Consider the following 16,218-nt stretch of genomic DNA (forward strand, 5'->3'; position numbering starts at 1 on the left):
TTTTTGCACTTTTTTTTGAACAAAATGAACAGTCTGAATAGGCATGTGTTTGCCTATTTTTAAATTGTATTTAAAATACTAGGGGTCAAAAATATTTAACGCGTACCATTTATGGTTATTTCCACTCTATTAAGGAGGTTGAATGATATATCAATTTCAAGGAAATTGTATTTCATAATAAGCATCATTGCTGTATTAGTTCTCATTGCGCTTTATGCCACCGGATTTGCTATAAATTCTCTTTCGTTGCTTTTATTGATTTTAGGGGCAATGGGTACGATTACTATAATTACAATTAATCGAAGCTTGATTCAAGACCTCAATGGCATTACCAAAGGTGCCGACCTGGTTACAAAAGGAAGTTTCAAAACCAGGGTTCAAGTCTATTCCAGAGATGAGGTGGGGATTTTAGCAATGGCCTTTAACGATATGGCCAATACATTTGAACAAAAGATTGTGGAACTTAAACTTACCGAAGAGAACCTGATTCGGGAGAAGGAGCGGGCTGAGCATTTCGAAAAGGCAAAAAAGCACTTCCTGGTAAATATGAGCCATGAAATCAGAACGCCTATGAATGCCATACTGGGCTTTGCAAGATATTTACAAGAGTCGTTAACAGACAAAGATCAACTGGAATCGATTAAGATGATTGTAAAATCCGGTGAGCATCTGTTGGCAACATTAAATGATATTCTCGACCTCTCCAATATTGAAACAGGTGAAGTTAGCTTTATGAAACTGCCATTTACTTTAAGGGATACTGTATCTTCTATTTATCAATTAATGGAGGCCAATGCTAAACAGAAAAAAATAGGGCTAAGCTACAGCCTGGATGATAATATTCCTGATTCCATTATATATGGGGATTCAGTTCGACTTTCTCAAATTCTGTTAAGTTTAACTTCTAATGCGCTAAAATTTACTGAATATGGTCATGTTTCTATAACTGCTAAGGCTGTATCGAGTGATGACGATGAGCGGATTGCAATTGAGTTTAGGGTTAAGGATACAGGAATAGGGATACCGATAGAAAAGCAGGACAAGATATTTGAGCTTTTTGAGCAGGGTACAAACCACATGACCCGCAAATTTGGGGGCACAGGAATTGGTCTAAGCATCGTAAAACATTTAATTACATTGCAACAAGGCGAAATTCGTGTGCATAGCGTGCTTAATCAAGGTTCAGAGTTTTGTTTTAGCTTGTCATTTTTCAAAACTAACCTCTGTAAGGATAACTGGGATGAGCATAGCAAAGACCTAACTTTGACTTCTGATGTAGTGTCAGGAAAGGGAGTGAAAGTATTGATTGTTGAGGATAATGCTATAAATCAGCTGCTGGTGATCAAACTGTTGCAAAGACATGGTTATGAAACTACCGTAGCCGAGAATGGTGAAATCGCCCTGCATAAGTATATTAATGATGATTTCGATATCATATTGATGGATTTGCAGATGCCTGAAATGGATGGATATGAAGCGACCGTTCAGATCCGTAATTTGAAATCATATAAAAAGGATGTGCCAATTGTGGCAATGACTGCCCATACCATTAAAGGAGAAATGGAAAAATGTCTTTCCATTGGCATGAATGATTATATCTCAAAACCCTTTCATGCCAATGAATTGTACGAAAAAATCAGCAGCTTAGTTAAGGAAGTAACTCCAATACCTGCGCAGTAGAATTTTTGGTGTCAACCTTTCTGATGATATGTGCAATCAGTCCATTTTCATCAATGATAAAAGTTGTTCTGTTCGTTCCCATATACTTCTTACCATACAGGTTCTTTTCGCCCCAAACGCCGTAATCCGTTACAATTTTTTTATCGGTATCCGCTAGTAGTGTGAACGGTAAACTGTGCTTGGTTATAAATCTTTGATGAGACTTCTCATCATCCACACTTACCCCTAAAACAACAATTCCCTTAGCCGTTAGTCCCTGGTAGTTGTCTCTGAAATCACAAGCTTCAGCCGTGCAGCCTGGAGTGTTATCCTTAGGGTAAAAAAACAGCACAACTGTTTTTCCGATAAACTGATCAAGAGATACCGTATTTCCATCCTGATCTTTTGCAGAAATAGCTGGTGCTTTTTGGCCTTCTTTTAATTCACTCATAATGTCTATTTGTAAAAAGTAATTGAATAGTTTTTATTATTGTCTTTCATGTCAGTAACAATGATCTCCAGCGTATGTTTTCCTGATGTGGTACGTTCATCGAAGTTGTGCCATAAAGTGGCCGACTTAGTGTCGAACTCCATTAAAATCCATTTGCCATCAATGTAGCCATTAAAGCTTTTGATGCCTGAAAGGTTGTCCCTGATTTTAAAAGACATTTTACTGATCCCTACCATACTTTTGCCATTCGCAATGTTAATCGGTGTAACGGTAGGAGGTATCGTATCTACGGCTATAAAAAAGCTACCAAAAGAGCGCGGTGTGGCTTTTACATAGCCATTTTCAAAAGATCCACCTTGTGATGACCTGGCCAGGTTTACGATAAGTGCCTTTTCTTTATATTTAGTTAAAGCGCTATCCGCTTTTATCCAAAGGTCAAAACCTGTATGTAATGGGCTAAGGTTGTTTTGGATCTGGTGTATGGCAGAGTAGGCATTACCTGCTGGCTTAGGGAGTTTTTTATAGACAAAGCTCAAATCATTGTATAAGCTTCCTTTAGGGATAACAACCTTTGCCTCTGCATTGTTAAATTCATTTATAGTGTTGTAGGCAAAGTTTAAAGTACCTGGGCTTTCTGCGGGTGTGTTGATTGTTGCTTTCGCATCAGCCTGTACATTAAAGGCCAGTACACTCTTGTTGCCCTTGCCATCAGTAATGGTATATTTTAACTGGTGCAGTTTTCCATCGCTGAATTCTATCCTTCCATTATTAACCAAGTTATAGTAAATTTTTAGTGGATTAGCCGGGTCCACAAAGCTCTTCTGGATGCTTTTCTTCGTATTGATGTAAGTAGGGTAATCAATATGTGAGTTGATGCCCTTACTGTTCTCAAAAGAAAATTTCTCTAATGCCGAGGTGTAAATGGTTTGACCATCTAATGCTAGTTCTATAGAATAGACGCCGTTGGTTCCAGATGCGCCATTGTGCTTATCTGTAGTAATAATGCCAAAACCTACTTCGCCACCCAAGTTAATGGTGTTTACTTTATTTAGATGGTAAGTGCCACCAGCTCCTATAACCTGAAAGTATTGTTTTGGAGTAAACTCATTAAAAGGTTTTTTGTTTAAGCGATACACATACATCGAATGAATCACTGGTGGGACGTTGTCCTGAACTTCAAGACCAAACAATAGCGGATTGATTGTCGCCTCAGTTTTGGTATCCCTGATCTCAAAATGAAGGTGAGGGCCACCCGAACTACCTGAATTCCCCGTGTAAGCTATAAGATCCCCTTTGCGTACTGGGAGAAATTGTGCATTAGGAAACTCATCAATCTCATAAGACTTTTTCTGATATTGAATCGCTTTAACCTGCTGCGCTATTTTAGGCGAAAATCGCTGTAAGTGCCCGTAAACAGAAGTATAGCCATTTGGGTGGTTTATATATAATGCCAAGCCAAAGCCGCTATTCTGAACACGCAAACGTGAAATGTAGCCATCAGCAATTGCGTAAACCGGATAACCTTCGCGCTGATTGGTACGGTAATCCATTCCTGAATGAAAGTGATTACCACGAAGTTCACCAAAAGAACCCGCTAAGGCTACAGGGACAATGTCTAAAGGCGATCTAAAGTCTACCAGAGGATATTTATTATTACTAAAAATTTGCTGGCTATAAGTATTTAATGAAAATAAGACTGTAAGACCCAGTAGTATATATTTTTTAATCATTAGCGCTATTTTATATCAAAATTAAGTAGTTGCTTTCCTTGTAACCAGGCTTCTAGTTTATCGCCTTGGTGGACTTGTCCTACTCCTTCAGGTGTGCCCGTGAAAATCAGGTCTCCTTTTTTTAAGGTAATGTAATGCGATACGAAGGAGATGATCTTTTCAAACGAAAATATCATGTGCTTTGTATTCCCATTCTGTCTGCTGTTATTATTGATCTTTAATTCGAAGGGTAGATCGTAGATGTTTTCGAATTCTGTTTTAGGGACGAAGTTGCTAATTGCAGCCGAATGGTCAAATGCTTTTGCCAGCTCCCAGGGAAGCCCTTTTGCCTTATGAGCCGTTTGAATGTCGCGCGCTGTAAAATCTATACCTAAACCAAGTTCTTCGTAATATTTATGCGCAAACTTTTCTGATATATGCTTTCCCTCTTTATTTATTTTTAGCACAACCTCAAGCTCATAATGAATATCTGAGGAGAAGTCAGGAATGTAAAAAGGCTTGTTGTCTTTTAATGCAGCGGTATCTGGTTTTAAAAAGATGACCGGGCTATCGGGAATGGGATTGTTTAATTCTTTGGCGTGTTCGGCATAGTTGCGTCCTATGGCAATTATCTTCATGCTGTGCGGATGTATTTTAAATGATGTAGCTAACAAGGATTAAGCCACGATGTTTTCTGATATCAAAAATACGAAAGAAATAGGAGGATACAAGGTTTAGGCCTATTATAAAACGGAAATGCGTTTTACAATAGTTTCAGTGCCCGACATGATTTTAAGAAAATAAATGCCGCTATTTAAACGGTTAGGAATGGTGTAGCTCTTGGTCTGCTCACCTGCCGGCACACGCTCATTCGAGAGTGTAACGATCTCGTTGCCCAACAGATCCATTATTTTAACAGAAAGGTTAGACTCCCTATCTATACGTAAAATCAGGTTAATTTGATCATCAACAGGATTAGGATAGACTTTTAAAACAGTAAGAATTTTTTCTTGCTTAAGGTTGTTCGCATTTTTATTGGCAGAAATGATGTCGTTGTACTGAACATAACCAAAATTGTATTTTGGTTTGTAAGTAGTTACACTTCCTTTGATCTGAGGCGTTTTATTGATCTTTTTCGCCCTGATGCCAACCGCCGAACTATCTGTTTTTTGACCGAAAACACTAACGCTGCACAAAACACTCATGCATAATATGCAGGAAATGTTCAAGAGACGAGCAGCTTTTCGTTGTATCTTCATGTTTGGTACTGCCAAAAATATAAATAATTAAATAAAAAAATCAATGATTTTGTTTACTATTTTCATATTTAACAATATTTAACATGTTTCTCCGTTGAATATCGTTTTTGATTGTTATGAAGCCAGGATTTCTTCTTAAACATTAATCGGTTAATTTTGTTTATTTACTGTACTTTTGCCCTCTGTTTTAATTAAATACTATCAATTTATATTATTAAATAGTGTCAAGTCATAAGAATTTTAATGCGCTTACTGCCGGCGGTTTACTAGTAAGTTTAGGCATTGTATACGGTGATATAGGTACTTCACCTCTTTATACCCTTAAGGCAATTTTTAATTCCGTAGTTGGAGGTGGACAGGTGGTCACACCCGACCTTGTTCTAGGTGCCCTTTCGTGTATCATCTGGACACTAACATTGCAAACTACAGTCAAATATGTAATCATTACCCTAAGAGCCGATAATAAAGGTGAAGGGGGGATATTCTCTCTATATTCTTTGGTACGTAAAAAAGCCAAGTGGTTAGTTATTCCAGCCGTTGTAGGAGGCTGTGCATTATTGGCCGATGGGATCATTACCCCAAGTATTACCGTCACTTCAGCTATAGAAGGTTTGCAGTTAAAATTTCCTAATGTAAGTGTAATACCCATTGTAATAGCCATTATTACCGGATTATTCATCATACAACAATTCGGTACAAACCTTGTTGGTAAGCTGTTTGGGCCAATTATGTTTTTATGGTTTGGCGCTTTAGGTCTGTTGGGGATATTATTTGTAGTAAAAGATCCTACCATATTTGCAGCTTTAAACCCATATTACGCAGTTAAATTGCTGGTCAATAACCCTATGGCGCTGCTGATTTTGGGTGGAGTATTTTTATGTACAACTGGAGCCGAAGCCTTGTACTCAGATATGGGACATTGTGGGCGTTCTAACATCAGAGTGAGCTGGATCTTTGTTAAAATCATGCTGATCTTGAATTACCTGGGACAAGGCGTATGGATTCTACATCATGGCAATTACGACACCGGATTAAATCCTTTCTTTGAAATTGTGCCTGCTCCATACTTATTGTTTATGGTGGCCCTGGCAACTGTTGCTGCGGTAATTGCCAGTCAGGCTATGATTACAGGTTCTTTTACGTTGATCTCTGAAGCCGTAAGGTTAAACCTGTGGCCCAAAGTACGGATCAATTATCCGAGTAACCAGAAAGGACAAATTTATGTGCCATCAATCAACTGGATTCTTTGGGCAGGATGTATAGCCATTGTTTTAATATTTAAAAACTCTGGCGCAATGGAAGGCGCTTACGGTCTGGCCATTAACCTTACATTTTTGGCTACCACCATTCTGATTGCGGCCTATATGAAACGCAAGAAGATACCTGTATACATCATAGCGATATTCTTGATGGTCTATGTGATGATCGAGCTGACGTTTTTAGTGGGTAATATGTCTAAATTCTTCCATGGTGGCTGGGTGACCGTATTGATCGGTTCCGCACTGTTTACCGTAATGTGGAGTTGGTACATCGCCAGGAAAATCAAGAACAGATTTGTTAAATACGTTGAAATTGAAGATTATTATCAGATTATAAGTGAACTGAGTGAAGACATCTCTGTGCCAAAATACTCATCGCAGCTAGTGTATTTGACAAGTGCGAATTTTAAGACAGAAATTGAGTCGAAAATCATTTACTCGATTATTCAGAAAGAGCCAAAACGGGCTGATGTTTATTGGTTAGTTCACGTTGATGTAGTTGATGAACCGTATACCAGGGAGTACAAAGTAGAGTTTCTGATTCCAGGTAAATTAATCAGGATTGACTTTAAACTAGGTTTCAGAGTAGAGCAGCGGGTTAATTTATTGTATAGGAAGGTAATTGAGGAATTGGTTAAGAATGGTGAAGTAGATATTACCAGTCAGTATACTTCTTTGAATAAGCACAAAATTGCCGGAGATTTTAGGTTTGTATTGTTAGAAAAACATTTGTCTAAGTTCTCTAAGCTTAGCCTTTACGAACGGACCATTATGGATTATTATTTCATCCTTAAACGCTTGAGTCTTTCTGAAGAACGGAGTTTTGGATTGGATTCGAGTTATGTCGATGTGGAAAAAGTTCCGTTGATATTTGTAACGCCAGATGATATAGAATTGACTCGGTTGCCAGTTTAAAAAATAACCGTTCTCTTCAAGAGCTGCATTGCTTCGCTGAAAAAGCGAAGAACGCTGAGGCTCTTTCTGAGAAGGTGATTTTTTTCTAAAGCAAGGCGGCTATTAAGCTTGGCCACACTACATTTTGTCCATTTTACTTGCTTTTCCCTGTTTTAATTCAGTTACAATCAACTTTAGGGTGGTTTCTCCTATGTTTTTACCGGTGTGTGTTACCGCAGGCATAAACATAGCTTCACCGGCTTTAATTTCGGCAACCGTTGCGGCTTTGTCTTTTTCGGTAATCTCTAGCTTTCCATCTGTTAAAGCATATATGACATGGTCAGGGTGACTGTGCCATGGTACTACCTCACCAGGAGCAATTTCAATTTGCATTACCCGTACCTTTTCATTTTCAAGAAGAACTTTTTTGTACGCATTTGGCGCAGCGGTCATTGGGTCTTGAGCATACACATTTGTGCTTAGGGTTAGTAATAATCCTAACAGTAAGAGCATTGAAGTAATTTTCATCGTTTTCATTTTATTGGATTTTTAAGTGAAAAAATATGGGGGCGAACTTAGATCTTGAAGGCCAGAAGGTTATTGTGTCGGCTAGAACAATTAATAGCTGAGAATGTTTTTAGTACTTCTTTGGCTTTCATCTGGCCTACGAATTTGGGCCTTTTCAAAAAAATGTATAGCTTTCCCCCGCCTTATCTAACCAAACTTTGAAAAACCACACGGGCTATAACTTTTTAAGTGACAAAGATTTAATTGAACATCTCTCTGAAGGAGATGAGCGGGCTTTTACTGAGATTTATACACGCTATAAAACTATCCTGTTTTTACACGCCCGCAGAATGCTAAATGAGGATGAGCAGGCTAGAGATGTGGTACAGGAGATATTTACTACCCTTTGGATCAAAAAAAAAGAACTCCAGGTGAGCACTTCTTTAAAATCTTATCTGTTCAGTTCGGTTAAACATAAAATTCTGAATTTGTTACTGCACCAGAAACACGTTGTAAAACACATGCAGCTGATGTTGACCGTTTATGACCTGGGGACTGCAAGTACTGATATTTTGATTCAGGAAAAAGAACTGAGCCAGCGGATTGAATCCGAGATCAAGGCCTTACCTGCCCGTATGCAAGAGGTGTTTGTTTTAAGCAGGAAAGAAGAACTTTCGAACCGTGAAATCGCACAAAGAATGAGCATTTCGGAAGAAACGGTTAAAAAGCAGATCGGCTATGCCTTAAAAATCCTAAGGTTAAAGATTAAACTGATATTATTCTTACTGGCGCTGTTTAGCCTGGTCCAAAAATAAATTTTCATTTCTTCTACCTCTTTCTGATTAATCAGATGTCTTAACATTATAAACATACCATTACATGTTGGAAAAGGAAATCTCTATACTGGTAGAAAAATATAAAAATGGAACACTGACGGATGAAGAAAGTGCTTTCCTGAATGCATGGTATATAAAATATGCGCAGGAGAAATCTTCGTCGTTTGATATAGAAAACTTAGATGAAAACCTGGATCAGCTCTGGGGTTCGGTTGAAGAAAATCTGGTCGCCCATGGTTTCCGCACAGAACGCTTAAAAACTGCTAAAGTTTCATTATGGCCACGCATTGCTGTTGCCGCCTCCGTACTTGTGGTTTTGGGTACAGCATTGTATTTCTTTAAGGCAAGTCCAGTTAAAGAAAAATCAATTGATCGGCTTGTAGCTGCGGATATCAAACCGGGTAGCAACAAAGCTTTTTTGACGCTTGCTGATGGTTCAAGGATTTCATTGAATGATGTCGCAAATGGAGAATTGGCTAGCCAGGCGGGTATAACCATTACCAAAACAAAGAATGGACAACTTATTTATACCATAGCTGATAAACAATTGGCCGGTTCTGAGGATAAATTTAATACCATTGAAACGCCCAGGGGAGGACAGTACCAGATCAATCTCCCTGACGGTTCAAGGGTTTGGCTAAACGCTGAAACAAAACTGAAGTTCCCGGTTAGCTTTGCGGACAAAAAGCAACGAAAAGTGCAGCTGACAGGAGAAGCATATTTTGAAGTGGCGAAAGTAATGCAGAAGGAGCAAGGATTAGACCGCAAGGATAAAGTAACCAGAATGCCTTTCATTGTAGCTAGTAAAGGACAGGAAGTAGAGGTATTGGGGACACATTTTAATGTGAATGCCTATAGTGATAAAATCTTAACAAAAACTACGTTGCTTGAAGGTGCTGTTCGTGTTTCATCATCGGGCCAAATTGTCAATCGTCACGCTAAACCTGTAAATCTTATCCCAGGTCAGCAGGCTAGCTTAAGCCCAGGAGGTCTTACGTTAAAAAATGTAGATACCGAAGAAGCCATAGCCTGGAAAAATGGTCAGTTTATGTTCAGCAATGAGCCATTGCCAGAGGTGATGAAAGAGATATCAAGATGGTACGATGTAGATGTGGCATACAAAGGAGATTTTTCAGCAGTAGTAATTGGAGGAAGTGTGTCTAAGTTTACGAACATTAAGGAAGTATTGGACGTATTAGCACTGACAGGAAAAATAAGCTTTAAAATAGAAGGACAAAAGGTAATCGTAAGCCCCCTGGCCAATTAACGATTTAACCAATCAACAAATTTAAATTAACTAAATCAAACCAAATGAATCGAAGGAACCAGCCCAGCAAAAAAAATTAAGAAAAAAAACCGGAATCAGCATGTTGCGCAGCCGACCCCGGTTATTAGAGTATTGTCTATTTAACAACTAACGTTTGTTCTCCAATCCTTGAAAATTATGGGACAATCGTTTAACCCTAACCAAATGTATGAACTTTTACGATCATTTTGTGCATCGGCTGAAAGGCTATGTACCCAAATTAATGCTGATTATGAAACTAACCCTTGTTTTAATGATCACCGCTTTTCTGCAATTCTCATTTGCTGCAAGCGCACAGAAAGTTACCCTTCAGGAAAAAAATACTCCTCTTGAAAAGGTATTTAAAAAAATCAGGCTGCAAACAGGCTATAACATTATATGGAATCAGGCTTTATTAAAAAAGACACAGCCAGTAAGTGTTAATATTAAAGATGTAGACTTAGAACAGGCGATGGATATGGTGCTGGAAGACCAGGATTTGAGTTTTGTCATTAAGAATAAAACCATTATTGTCCAGGAAAAAGAGGAGGTAATGCCCAAGCTTCCCGTTGTAGATGTAATAGAGATTAAAGGAAAAGTAACCGATGAGAAAGGACTGCCAATACCCGGCGTAACTGTTAAAGTTAAGTCGACAGGTAAAGTTGTGATTACAGATCCTAATGGTAATTATGTCCTGCAGACCGAACAACGGGCTGTATTGGTGTTTTCTTATATCGGCTTTAAATCAATTGAAGAGCAAGTTAACGACCGTAAGGTCATTAATATTGTATTGCTCGAAGATTTAGGTCAACTGAAGGAAGTGGTCGTTACTGCATTGGGGATTAGTAAAGACAGTAAAAAGATTGGTTACGCAGTAACCAGTGTAAAAGGAGATCTGCTAAACCAGGCTAAGGAACCTAACGTGGCGAATAGTTTAACCGGTAGAGTAGCCGGATTAAATGTAAGTGGAGTAAGTAGTGGGCCCGGTTCATCCGCAAGAATTTTGATTAGAGGAGTATCCAATTTTTCGTCTTCTTCAAGCCCTTTATTTGTGATTGATGGCGTGCCGATGGATAATACCCAAAAGGGTTCTCCAGGGGTGTATGGCGGCCAGGATATGGGGGATGGGATTTCGAGTATCAATCCAGACGATATTGAGACCGTAACGGTGTTAAATGGATCTTCTGCTTCAGCACTATACGGTGCCAGAGCCGCCAATGGTGTGATACAGATTACCACCAAAAGTGGCAAAGGACAAAAGGGCATTGGTGTAGAATACAGTGGCAACTTTAGTCTAAACAGCATTGTTGATAATACAAACTATCAGAAAGCCTATGGTCAGGGATTGGATGGAAAAATACCCTTGACTAGTGCCGACCTTGTGGGGGCCAGTTTAAATAGCTGGGGTGGAAAACTGACTGGAGAATTAGCGCTTGGACAGGATGGAAAAATGCATCCTTATTTACCAGTAGAAAACCAGTTGGATAAATTTTACCGTGATGCACCCGCATTCTCAAACACACTGGCATTTTTAAATGGCGGAGAAAAAGGAAATATGCGGTTGTCGCTTTCACAAACAAACAACCAATCTGTTATTCCGAACAGCGGTTTGAAACGGTATTCAGGAAACCTGAACATCAATCAGGAGCTCATCAGTAAGTTAAAGCTGACCGCTATGGTTAATTTTTTAAATGAAGATGTAAAACTGCGACCTAACCTGGGCGACATGAGTCGGAACCCCAATTTTACAATGGGATTGCTACCTCCTAATGTGAGTCCTGATTATCTAAAAGTAATTTATAATCCTGATGGAGATCTTGAAAACCACCTGGGTAACGGTGGTTATATTCCTAATCCATGGTTTGTGGTAGAAAAAGTAACGTCTAATACGCGTAGAAAACGTTTGATTTCTTCTACCGCATTGCGTTACGATTTTACCAGCGAATTGTATATCCAGACGCGTATGGGCTATGATTATATCGCCGACCATACATTAAAGATAGAACCTTTGGGAATTGGTTATAATCCGAAAGGAAAACTGGAAGATCTTTCTGATGCGACAACCACAGAGATGAACCTAGATGTTTTGGCTGGTTATACCAAAAAACTGGTGACCGATTTAAGTATGGATGTGGCAGTAGGTGGAAACATCCGTAAATTTAATTATGAAAAGGTAGGTATATCTGGTTCTCAATGGAAAAGTGCCGATTTCTACGTGCCTTCTAACTTAACTACTTTATTGGCACTATATCCATCGCCAAACCGATCACAAACTAATTCGGCTTACTATACATTAGATTTTAACTACAAAAATTACCTTACCTTAAGTAATACAGGTCGTTATGATAGGTTTAGTACCACTACTAAAGGGGTATTTACACCCTCAGTTAGTGCTAGTTTTGTGTTTACAAACCTGATTCAAATTCCTGCGCTAACTTTTGGAAAGCTAAGGTTGGCTTATGCCAAGACAAGCGGCGAGGCTTTACCTTTTAGAAATGCCAAATACTATGTGCCTGTTTCCGGAGAAGCCAATGGTAAACCCTATGCAAATCTAAACTTAGAAATTTTACCTGAAGACTTAGATCCATATACCATGCAGGAGCTGGAAGCTGGTTTAGAGTTAAAAGGACTGAAAGGGCGGTTTGGATTGGTAGCATCTTATTTTGCGCGTAAAACAAAGGATGAATTGGTTTCACAGCAAATCAGTCTGGCCTCTGGAGGATATAGATCGACTTATATTCCCCTGGGGTCCACACAAAACCGCGGATTGGAGTTAACCTTGAATGGTATGCCTATACAACAGCGTGATTTTAGCTGGGATGTTTCCTTTAACTTTACCTTGGTTAACAATAAACTCCTGAACATCGATGGGATAACTACAAGAATCCAAAATGCAGATGAAGGACAGTATAGGCCAACAGTTGGGCCATACGCTAACGGTGCAGGTGTATTTGGTGTAGTCGGTTTACCACTTGCCCAGATCATGACTTATGATTATAAATATGATGCCAATGGCAATATCATCGTTGGTAATACAGATGGTATACCTTTAAGGGGAACTGACTTAAAACCTATGGGCTCAGGCCTGCCTAAATATTACGGAGGTTTAAATAACAATTTCGTTTATAAGTCCTTTAATTTATCCTTCCTGATTGATTACCGTTTTGGAAATAAAGTGCTTTCGGCAACGGATTTCCTGAGTATGTATTACGGACTAAATAAAAAGACCCTTGAAGGAAGAGAAAATGGTATCGTGGTAAAAGGGGTAACAGAGGATGGAAAAGAGAATACAAAGGTGGTAAGTGCACAAGATTATTATCCTGGTCTGGTAAGAAACGTTTCGTCAGTTACTGTGTTTGATGGTAGCTTTATTAAGCTCCGTCAGATTACTATGGGTTATAATCTGCCATCAAGCTTCTTGAAAAACAGTCCACTAGCTTCGGTTAACATCAGCTTTGCGGCGCGTAACCTGCTTACTTTGATGAAGCATACCGAAAATTTTGACCCTGAAGATACCTTCTCGTCATTAACAGGAAACGCAGGTTTAGAAGGTGCAGGCTTGCCACAAACACGTAATTATGGATTGAGTTTAAACATTAAGCTCAAATAGTTTAGTAGCTAAAAGTTAAAAAATAAAAGGATGAAAAATATAATTTTTTATTTATGCCTGATGGCAGTCCTAACCACTGGTTGTACTAAAGGGTTTGAGGAATTGAACCGTGATCCTACGAAGGCCAATGAGGACAATATGGACCCCAATAATCTGTTCACGGCAGGACAGTTGAATTATGGGAACATTACAGAATTTCAATTGTATGAACTGGCGCCAATGGTACAGGTACTGGCTTCTACCGCGATACAGACTTCATACAGTGCGGGAGATAAATACAGTTCACAACTGTTTTCGTACAACGACCGCTTTTTTGATGATGGACAAACTGCAGCAGGCTTGTTTGCCGAAGCTCAATCGCTTGCAGAAAAAAAGGATCCTGATAAATATGCTAACCTGATCCAGGTTAGTCGCATTATGCGTGTGATGGCTATGCAACGCATTACAGATGTTTACGGTGATATTCCCTATTTTCAGAAAAATGGCACCCTGTATCCAAAGTATGATTTGCAGGCAGATATTTACAAAGATATGCTGGCTACACTAGAGGATGCCGCGGAAAAACTGGATCCAAAAAAAGATAAAGTTGCTGGCGATATGTTTTATGATGGCGATGCAGAGAAATGGAAAAGGTTAAGCTATTCGTTTATGTTGAGAGTGGCTATGCGTCTAACCAAGGCGGATCCGGCTACAGCACGTCTGTATGCGGAGAAGACAAAAGATAAAACCTTCAAGGATTTTACAGACAATGCCATTTTGAAATTTGATGGAAACGCCGATGAGCGTAAAAATAAATCTGCAAACTCCTGGTTTGGGGATGCAGTTACCTTTGGACAGGTAAGATGGTCTAAAACATTCATCGATTTCATGAAAAATAGCGACGACCCAAGGCTTTACCTGATTACCGAGAAAGCAGACACAGGTATGAGGTATAACAATGATTTAAGCAGACCTGCGCTTGGTTATACAAAAGTAAATCCGGCCCCTCCGGGAAAAATTAATGAAGTACCTATGGGGATGCCGAATGGTTATGATATAAATGGTGTGCGCAGCATAGAAACTGCAGCTGCTTATCCTGGTGCAACAGGGACTAAGGACAACGTTTCTCCTCTGGGTAATTATGCCAGACCTTTAGCCCGGGTATTTGCCCAGCCAAACTTTCCTTCATTTGTGATTACTTATGCTGAAACGGAATTGTTGCTGGCCGAAGCTAAGGTAAGAGGCTGGGATGTTGGGACGGTTTCGGCAAAAGATCATTATAAAAATGGGCTTGTGTTTGCGATGAAATCATTAGAACAGTTAAATGGAATGTTAACTATGGGTGGAGAAGTGGAAACTTTTGCCAATGCACATCCACTGGATGAAAGTTCTCAGGCAAAGGCTTTGGAGATGATCAATTCGCAATATTGGGTGGCTACATTGTTCGATTTTGTGGAAACCTGGGCCAACTATCGCCGCAGTGGTTATCCAATACTTACACCGGTAAACTACCCGGGCAACCGAACAAATGGTGTGATACCACGCAGACTGAATTATCCGAATAGAGAAGCTGCCTACAATTCCGTGAATTATAATGACGCTGTAGGCCGTTTGGGTGGTAACGATCTGGATCTGACTAAAAGGGTTTGGTGGGATAAATAACAAGATTTGAACTTTTAAATGATATTAATCATGAAAAATATATTTCTAATGGCTTTTTTATTGATGATCATGGTATCATCCTGCCGCAAAATAAAAACAGAACAGGCCTTTCCGGAAATCAAAGATCAGCTGGAAACCCAGCAAGATGTTTGGACAGCCGAGAGAATTGAGCAGATTGCGAAGCAAAAAAAGGATTCTATAGACCGGGCAAAGATTGACAAACCCAATGAAGTAGATCCTAATTCGTTGATGAATAAAAAGAACATTTTAATCGCTTACGTGGAAGTAAATAACAGGGCTTTTAAAAATGTAACCTGCTTTTTAAATGATGAAGGAAAGCCGGTAATTGACTTGGCTTGGGTGTTTGCACCGAATATCAATATCAACTCCGGAACAAAGAAAGCATATATCACCTACAACAAGCAAGTACAGGGATTGATTAACAAAGGATATATCAGATATGTGCAGAGTAAGGGGATTAAAGTGGGAATGACACTATTGGGTAATCACGACAACGCAGGTTTCAGAAATTTTAAAAACCTGGAGGAGGCTACAGATTTTGCACAACACGTAGCCATAGAGGTACGCCGCTTAGGGCTTGATGCAATAGACTTTGATGATGAATACTCAGAAAATCCATCATGGGCCAATAATGAATCCTTCGTGATGGTGGTTTCGGAAATTAAACGATTGTTGCCTGATAAGTTTGTACACTGCTATATTTTTGGTGGCGCTTCAGCTTCGAGTTATAAAGGAAAACGGATGGGGGATGTTGCAGATGCAGGTGCTTCTGCATTTTATCCGCAAACGCCTTCACCTGGATCAGCAGGATTTCCTATAGAGCGACTTTTTCCTAGTACCAAACCTTTTTCGGGTGGTGGATACCCTGAAGCAACACTCCGGTCGCTAATGGTACAAGGTTATAAAGGTATTATGATGTTCGATTTTAATATGTTCCCAAACAATTACCTGGATATATTAAAAGGCTATGTAAAAGGAGTTAAAGAACAAAATGTAATAGAGATACCAGGTTGCGTTGATCGTCGTGAAAGTGATGATGTAAACCTATAACCGCGCATTTACTAAAAGATATAAACACGTTTTTATA

The 16,218-nt window shown here is 39.2% G+C and carries 12 protein-coding genes; 7 read left to right on the top strand and 5 right to left on the bottom strand.

Annotated elements, in window-relative coordinates; all coding sequences use genetic code 11:
• Window positions 1-165: 165 nt before the first annotated feature.
• Entirely contained in the window at window positions 166-1,680 is a 1,515-nt protein-coding gene (locus tag FBD94_RS12555) for a response regulator (protein ID WP_169472290.1), read from the top strand.
• Here FBD94_RS12555 and bcp read toward each other — a convergent pair.
• The 4 genes from bcp to FBD94_RS12575 form a co-directional block, all read right to left on the bottom strand.
• On the bottom strand, window positions 1,649-2,110 hold the full coding sequence (gene bcp, locus FBD94_RS12560; protein ID WP_131609907.1) for a thioredoxin-dependent thiol peroxidase: 462 nt from the start codon (window positions 2,108-2,110) through the stop codon (window positions 1,649-1,651). The two genes, FBD94_RS12555 and bcp, sit on opposite strands and share 32 nt — an antisense overlap.
• Window positions 2,111-2,115: 5 nt before the next feature.
• Entirely contained in the window at window positions 2,116-3,840 is a 1,725-nt protein-coding gene (locus FBD94_RS12565; RefSeq protein WP_136880409.1) for a M23 family metallopeptidase, read from the bottom strand.
• Between the two features lie 5 nt (window positions 3,841-3,845).
• Entirely contained in the window at window positions 3,846-4,457 is a 612-nt protein-coding gene (locus FBD94_RS12570) for a fumarylacetoacetate hydrolase family protein (RefSeq protein ID WP_131609909.1), read from the bottom strand.
• A 105-nt stretch (window positions 4,458-4,562) separates the two neighbouring features.
• Window positions 4,563-5,078 carry a T9SS type A sorting domain-containing protein gene (locus FBD94_RS12575; RefSeq protein WP_225874738.1) on the bottom strand — a complete coding sequence of 172 codons (516 nt, stop codon included), beginning with the start codon at window positions 5,076-5,078 and terminating at the stop codon, window positions 4,563-4,565.
• Between the two features lie 221 nt (window positions 5,079-5,299).
• Between FBD94_RS12575 and FBD94_RS12580 the strand changes: the two genes are divergently transcribed.
• A complete protein-coding gene (locus FBD94_RS12580) occupies window positions 5,300-7,252 on the top strand; it encodes a KUP/HAK/KT family potassium transporter (protein ID WP_131609910.1) in 1,953 nt (650 codons plus the stop codon).
• A gap of 117 nt (window positions 7,253-7,369) precedes the next feature.
• On the opposite strand, the gene FBD94_RS12585 is transcribed toward FBD94_RS12580, so the two are convergent.
• Window positions 7,370-7,768, bottom strand: coding sequence for a cupin domain-containing protein (locus FBD94_RS12585; RefSeq protein ID WP_136880410.1), 399 nt, complete (start codon window positions 7,766-7,768; stop codon window positions 7,370-7,372).
• 188 nt (window positions 7,769-7,956) lie between these two features.
• Here FBD94_RS12585 and FBD94_RS12590 point away from each other — a divergent pair, with 188 nt between their 5' ends.
• The 5 genes from FBD94_RS12590 to FBD94_RS12610 all read left to right on the top strand — a co-directional run bounded on the left by FBD94_RS12590 (window position 7,957) and on the right by FBD94_RS12610 (window position 16,181).
• Window positions 7,957-8,553 carry an RNA polymerase sigma factor gene (locus FBD94_RS12590; RefSeq protein WP_136880411.1) on the top strand — a complete coding sequence of 199 codons (597 nt, stop codon included), beginning with the start codon at window positions 7,957-7,959 and terminating at the stop codon, window positions 8,551-8,553.
• Between the two features lie 64 nt (window positions 8,554-8,617).
• A complete protein-coding gene (locus FBD94_RS12595; protein WP_136880412.1) occupies window positions 8,618-9,841 on the top strand; it encodes a FecR family protein in 1,224 nt (407 codons plus the stop codon).
• Between the two features lie 208 nt (window positions 9,842-10,049).
• A complete protein-coding gene (locus FBD94_RS12600; protein ID WP_136880413.1) occupies window positions 10,050-13,469 on the top strand; it encodes a SusC/RagA family TonB-linked outer membrane protein in 3,420 nt (1,139 codons plus the stop codon).
• A gap of 30 nt (window positions 13,470-13,499) precedes the next feature.
• On the top strand, window positions 13,500-15,110 hold the full coding sequence (locus tag FBD94_RS12605) for a SusD/RagB family nutrient-binding outer membrane lipoprotein (protein ID WP_136880414.1): 1,611 nt from the start codon (window positions 13,500-13,502) through the stop codon (window positions 15,108-15,110).
• 30 nt (window positions 15,111-15,140) lie between these two features.
• Window positions 15,141-16,181, top strand: coding sequence for a glycoside hydrolase family 18 protein (locus FBD94_RS12610; protein WP_169472291.1), 1,041 nt, complete (start codon window positions 15,141-15,143; stop codon window positions 16,179-16,181).
• The last annotated feature ends 37 nt before the right edge of the window (window positions 16,182-16,218 follow it).

The sequence above is a fragment of the Pedobacter hiemivivus genome, assembly GCF_005144565.1.
GTDB classification, from domain to species: Bacteria; Bacteroidota; Bacteroidia; order Sphingobacteriales; family Sphingobacteriaceae; genus Pedobacter; species Pedobacter hiemivivus.

Excerpts from the sequence above, each read along its gene's own strand:
- bcp (WP_131609907.1), bottom strand. The coding sequence starts at position 2,110 with ATGAGTGAATTAAAAGAAGGCCAAAAAGCACCAGCTATTTCTGCAAAA.
- FBD94_RS12565 (WP_136880409.1), bottom strand. The coding sequence starts at position 3,840 with ATGATTAAAAAATATATACTACTGGGTCTTACAGTCTTATTTTCATTA.
- FBD94_RS12570 (WP_131609909.1), bottom strand. The coding sequence starts at position 4,457 with ATGAAGATAATTGCCATAGGACGCAACTATGCCGAACACGCCAAAGAA.
- FBD94_RS12575 (WP_225874738.1), bottom strand. The coding sequence starts at position 5,078 with ATGAAGATACAACGAAAAGCTGCTCGTCTCTTGAACATTTCCTGCATA.
- FBD94_RS12585 (WP_136880410.1), bottom strand. The coding sequence starts at position 7,768 with ATGAAAACGATGAAAATTACTTCAATGCTCTTACTGTTAGGATTATTA.
- FBD94_RS12595 (WP_136880412.1), top strand. The coding sequence starts at position 8,618 with ATGTTGGAAAAGGAAATCTCTATACTGGTAGAAAAATATAAAAATGGA.
- FBD94_RS12600 (WP_136880413.1), top strand. The coding sequence starts at position 10,050 with ATGAACTTTTACGATCATTTTGTGCATCGGCTGAAAGGCTATGTACCC.
- FBD94_RS12605 (WP_136880414.1), top strand. The coding sequence starts at position 13,500 with ATGAAAAATATAATTTTTTATTTATGCCTGATGGCAGTCCTAACCACT.
- FBD94_RS12610 (WP_169472291.1), top strand. The coding sequence starts at position 15,141 with ATGAAAAATATATTTCTAATGGCTTTTTTATTGATGATCATGGTATCA.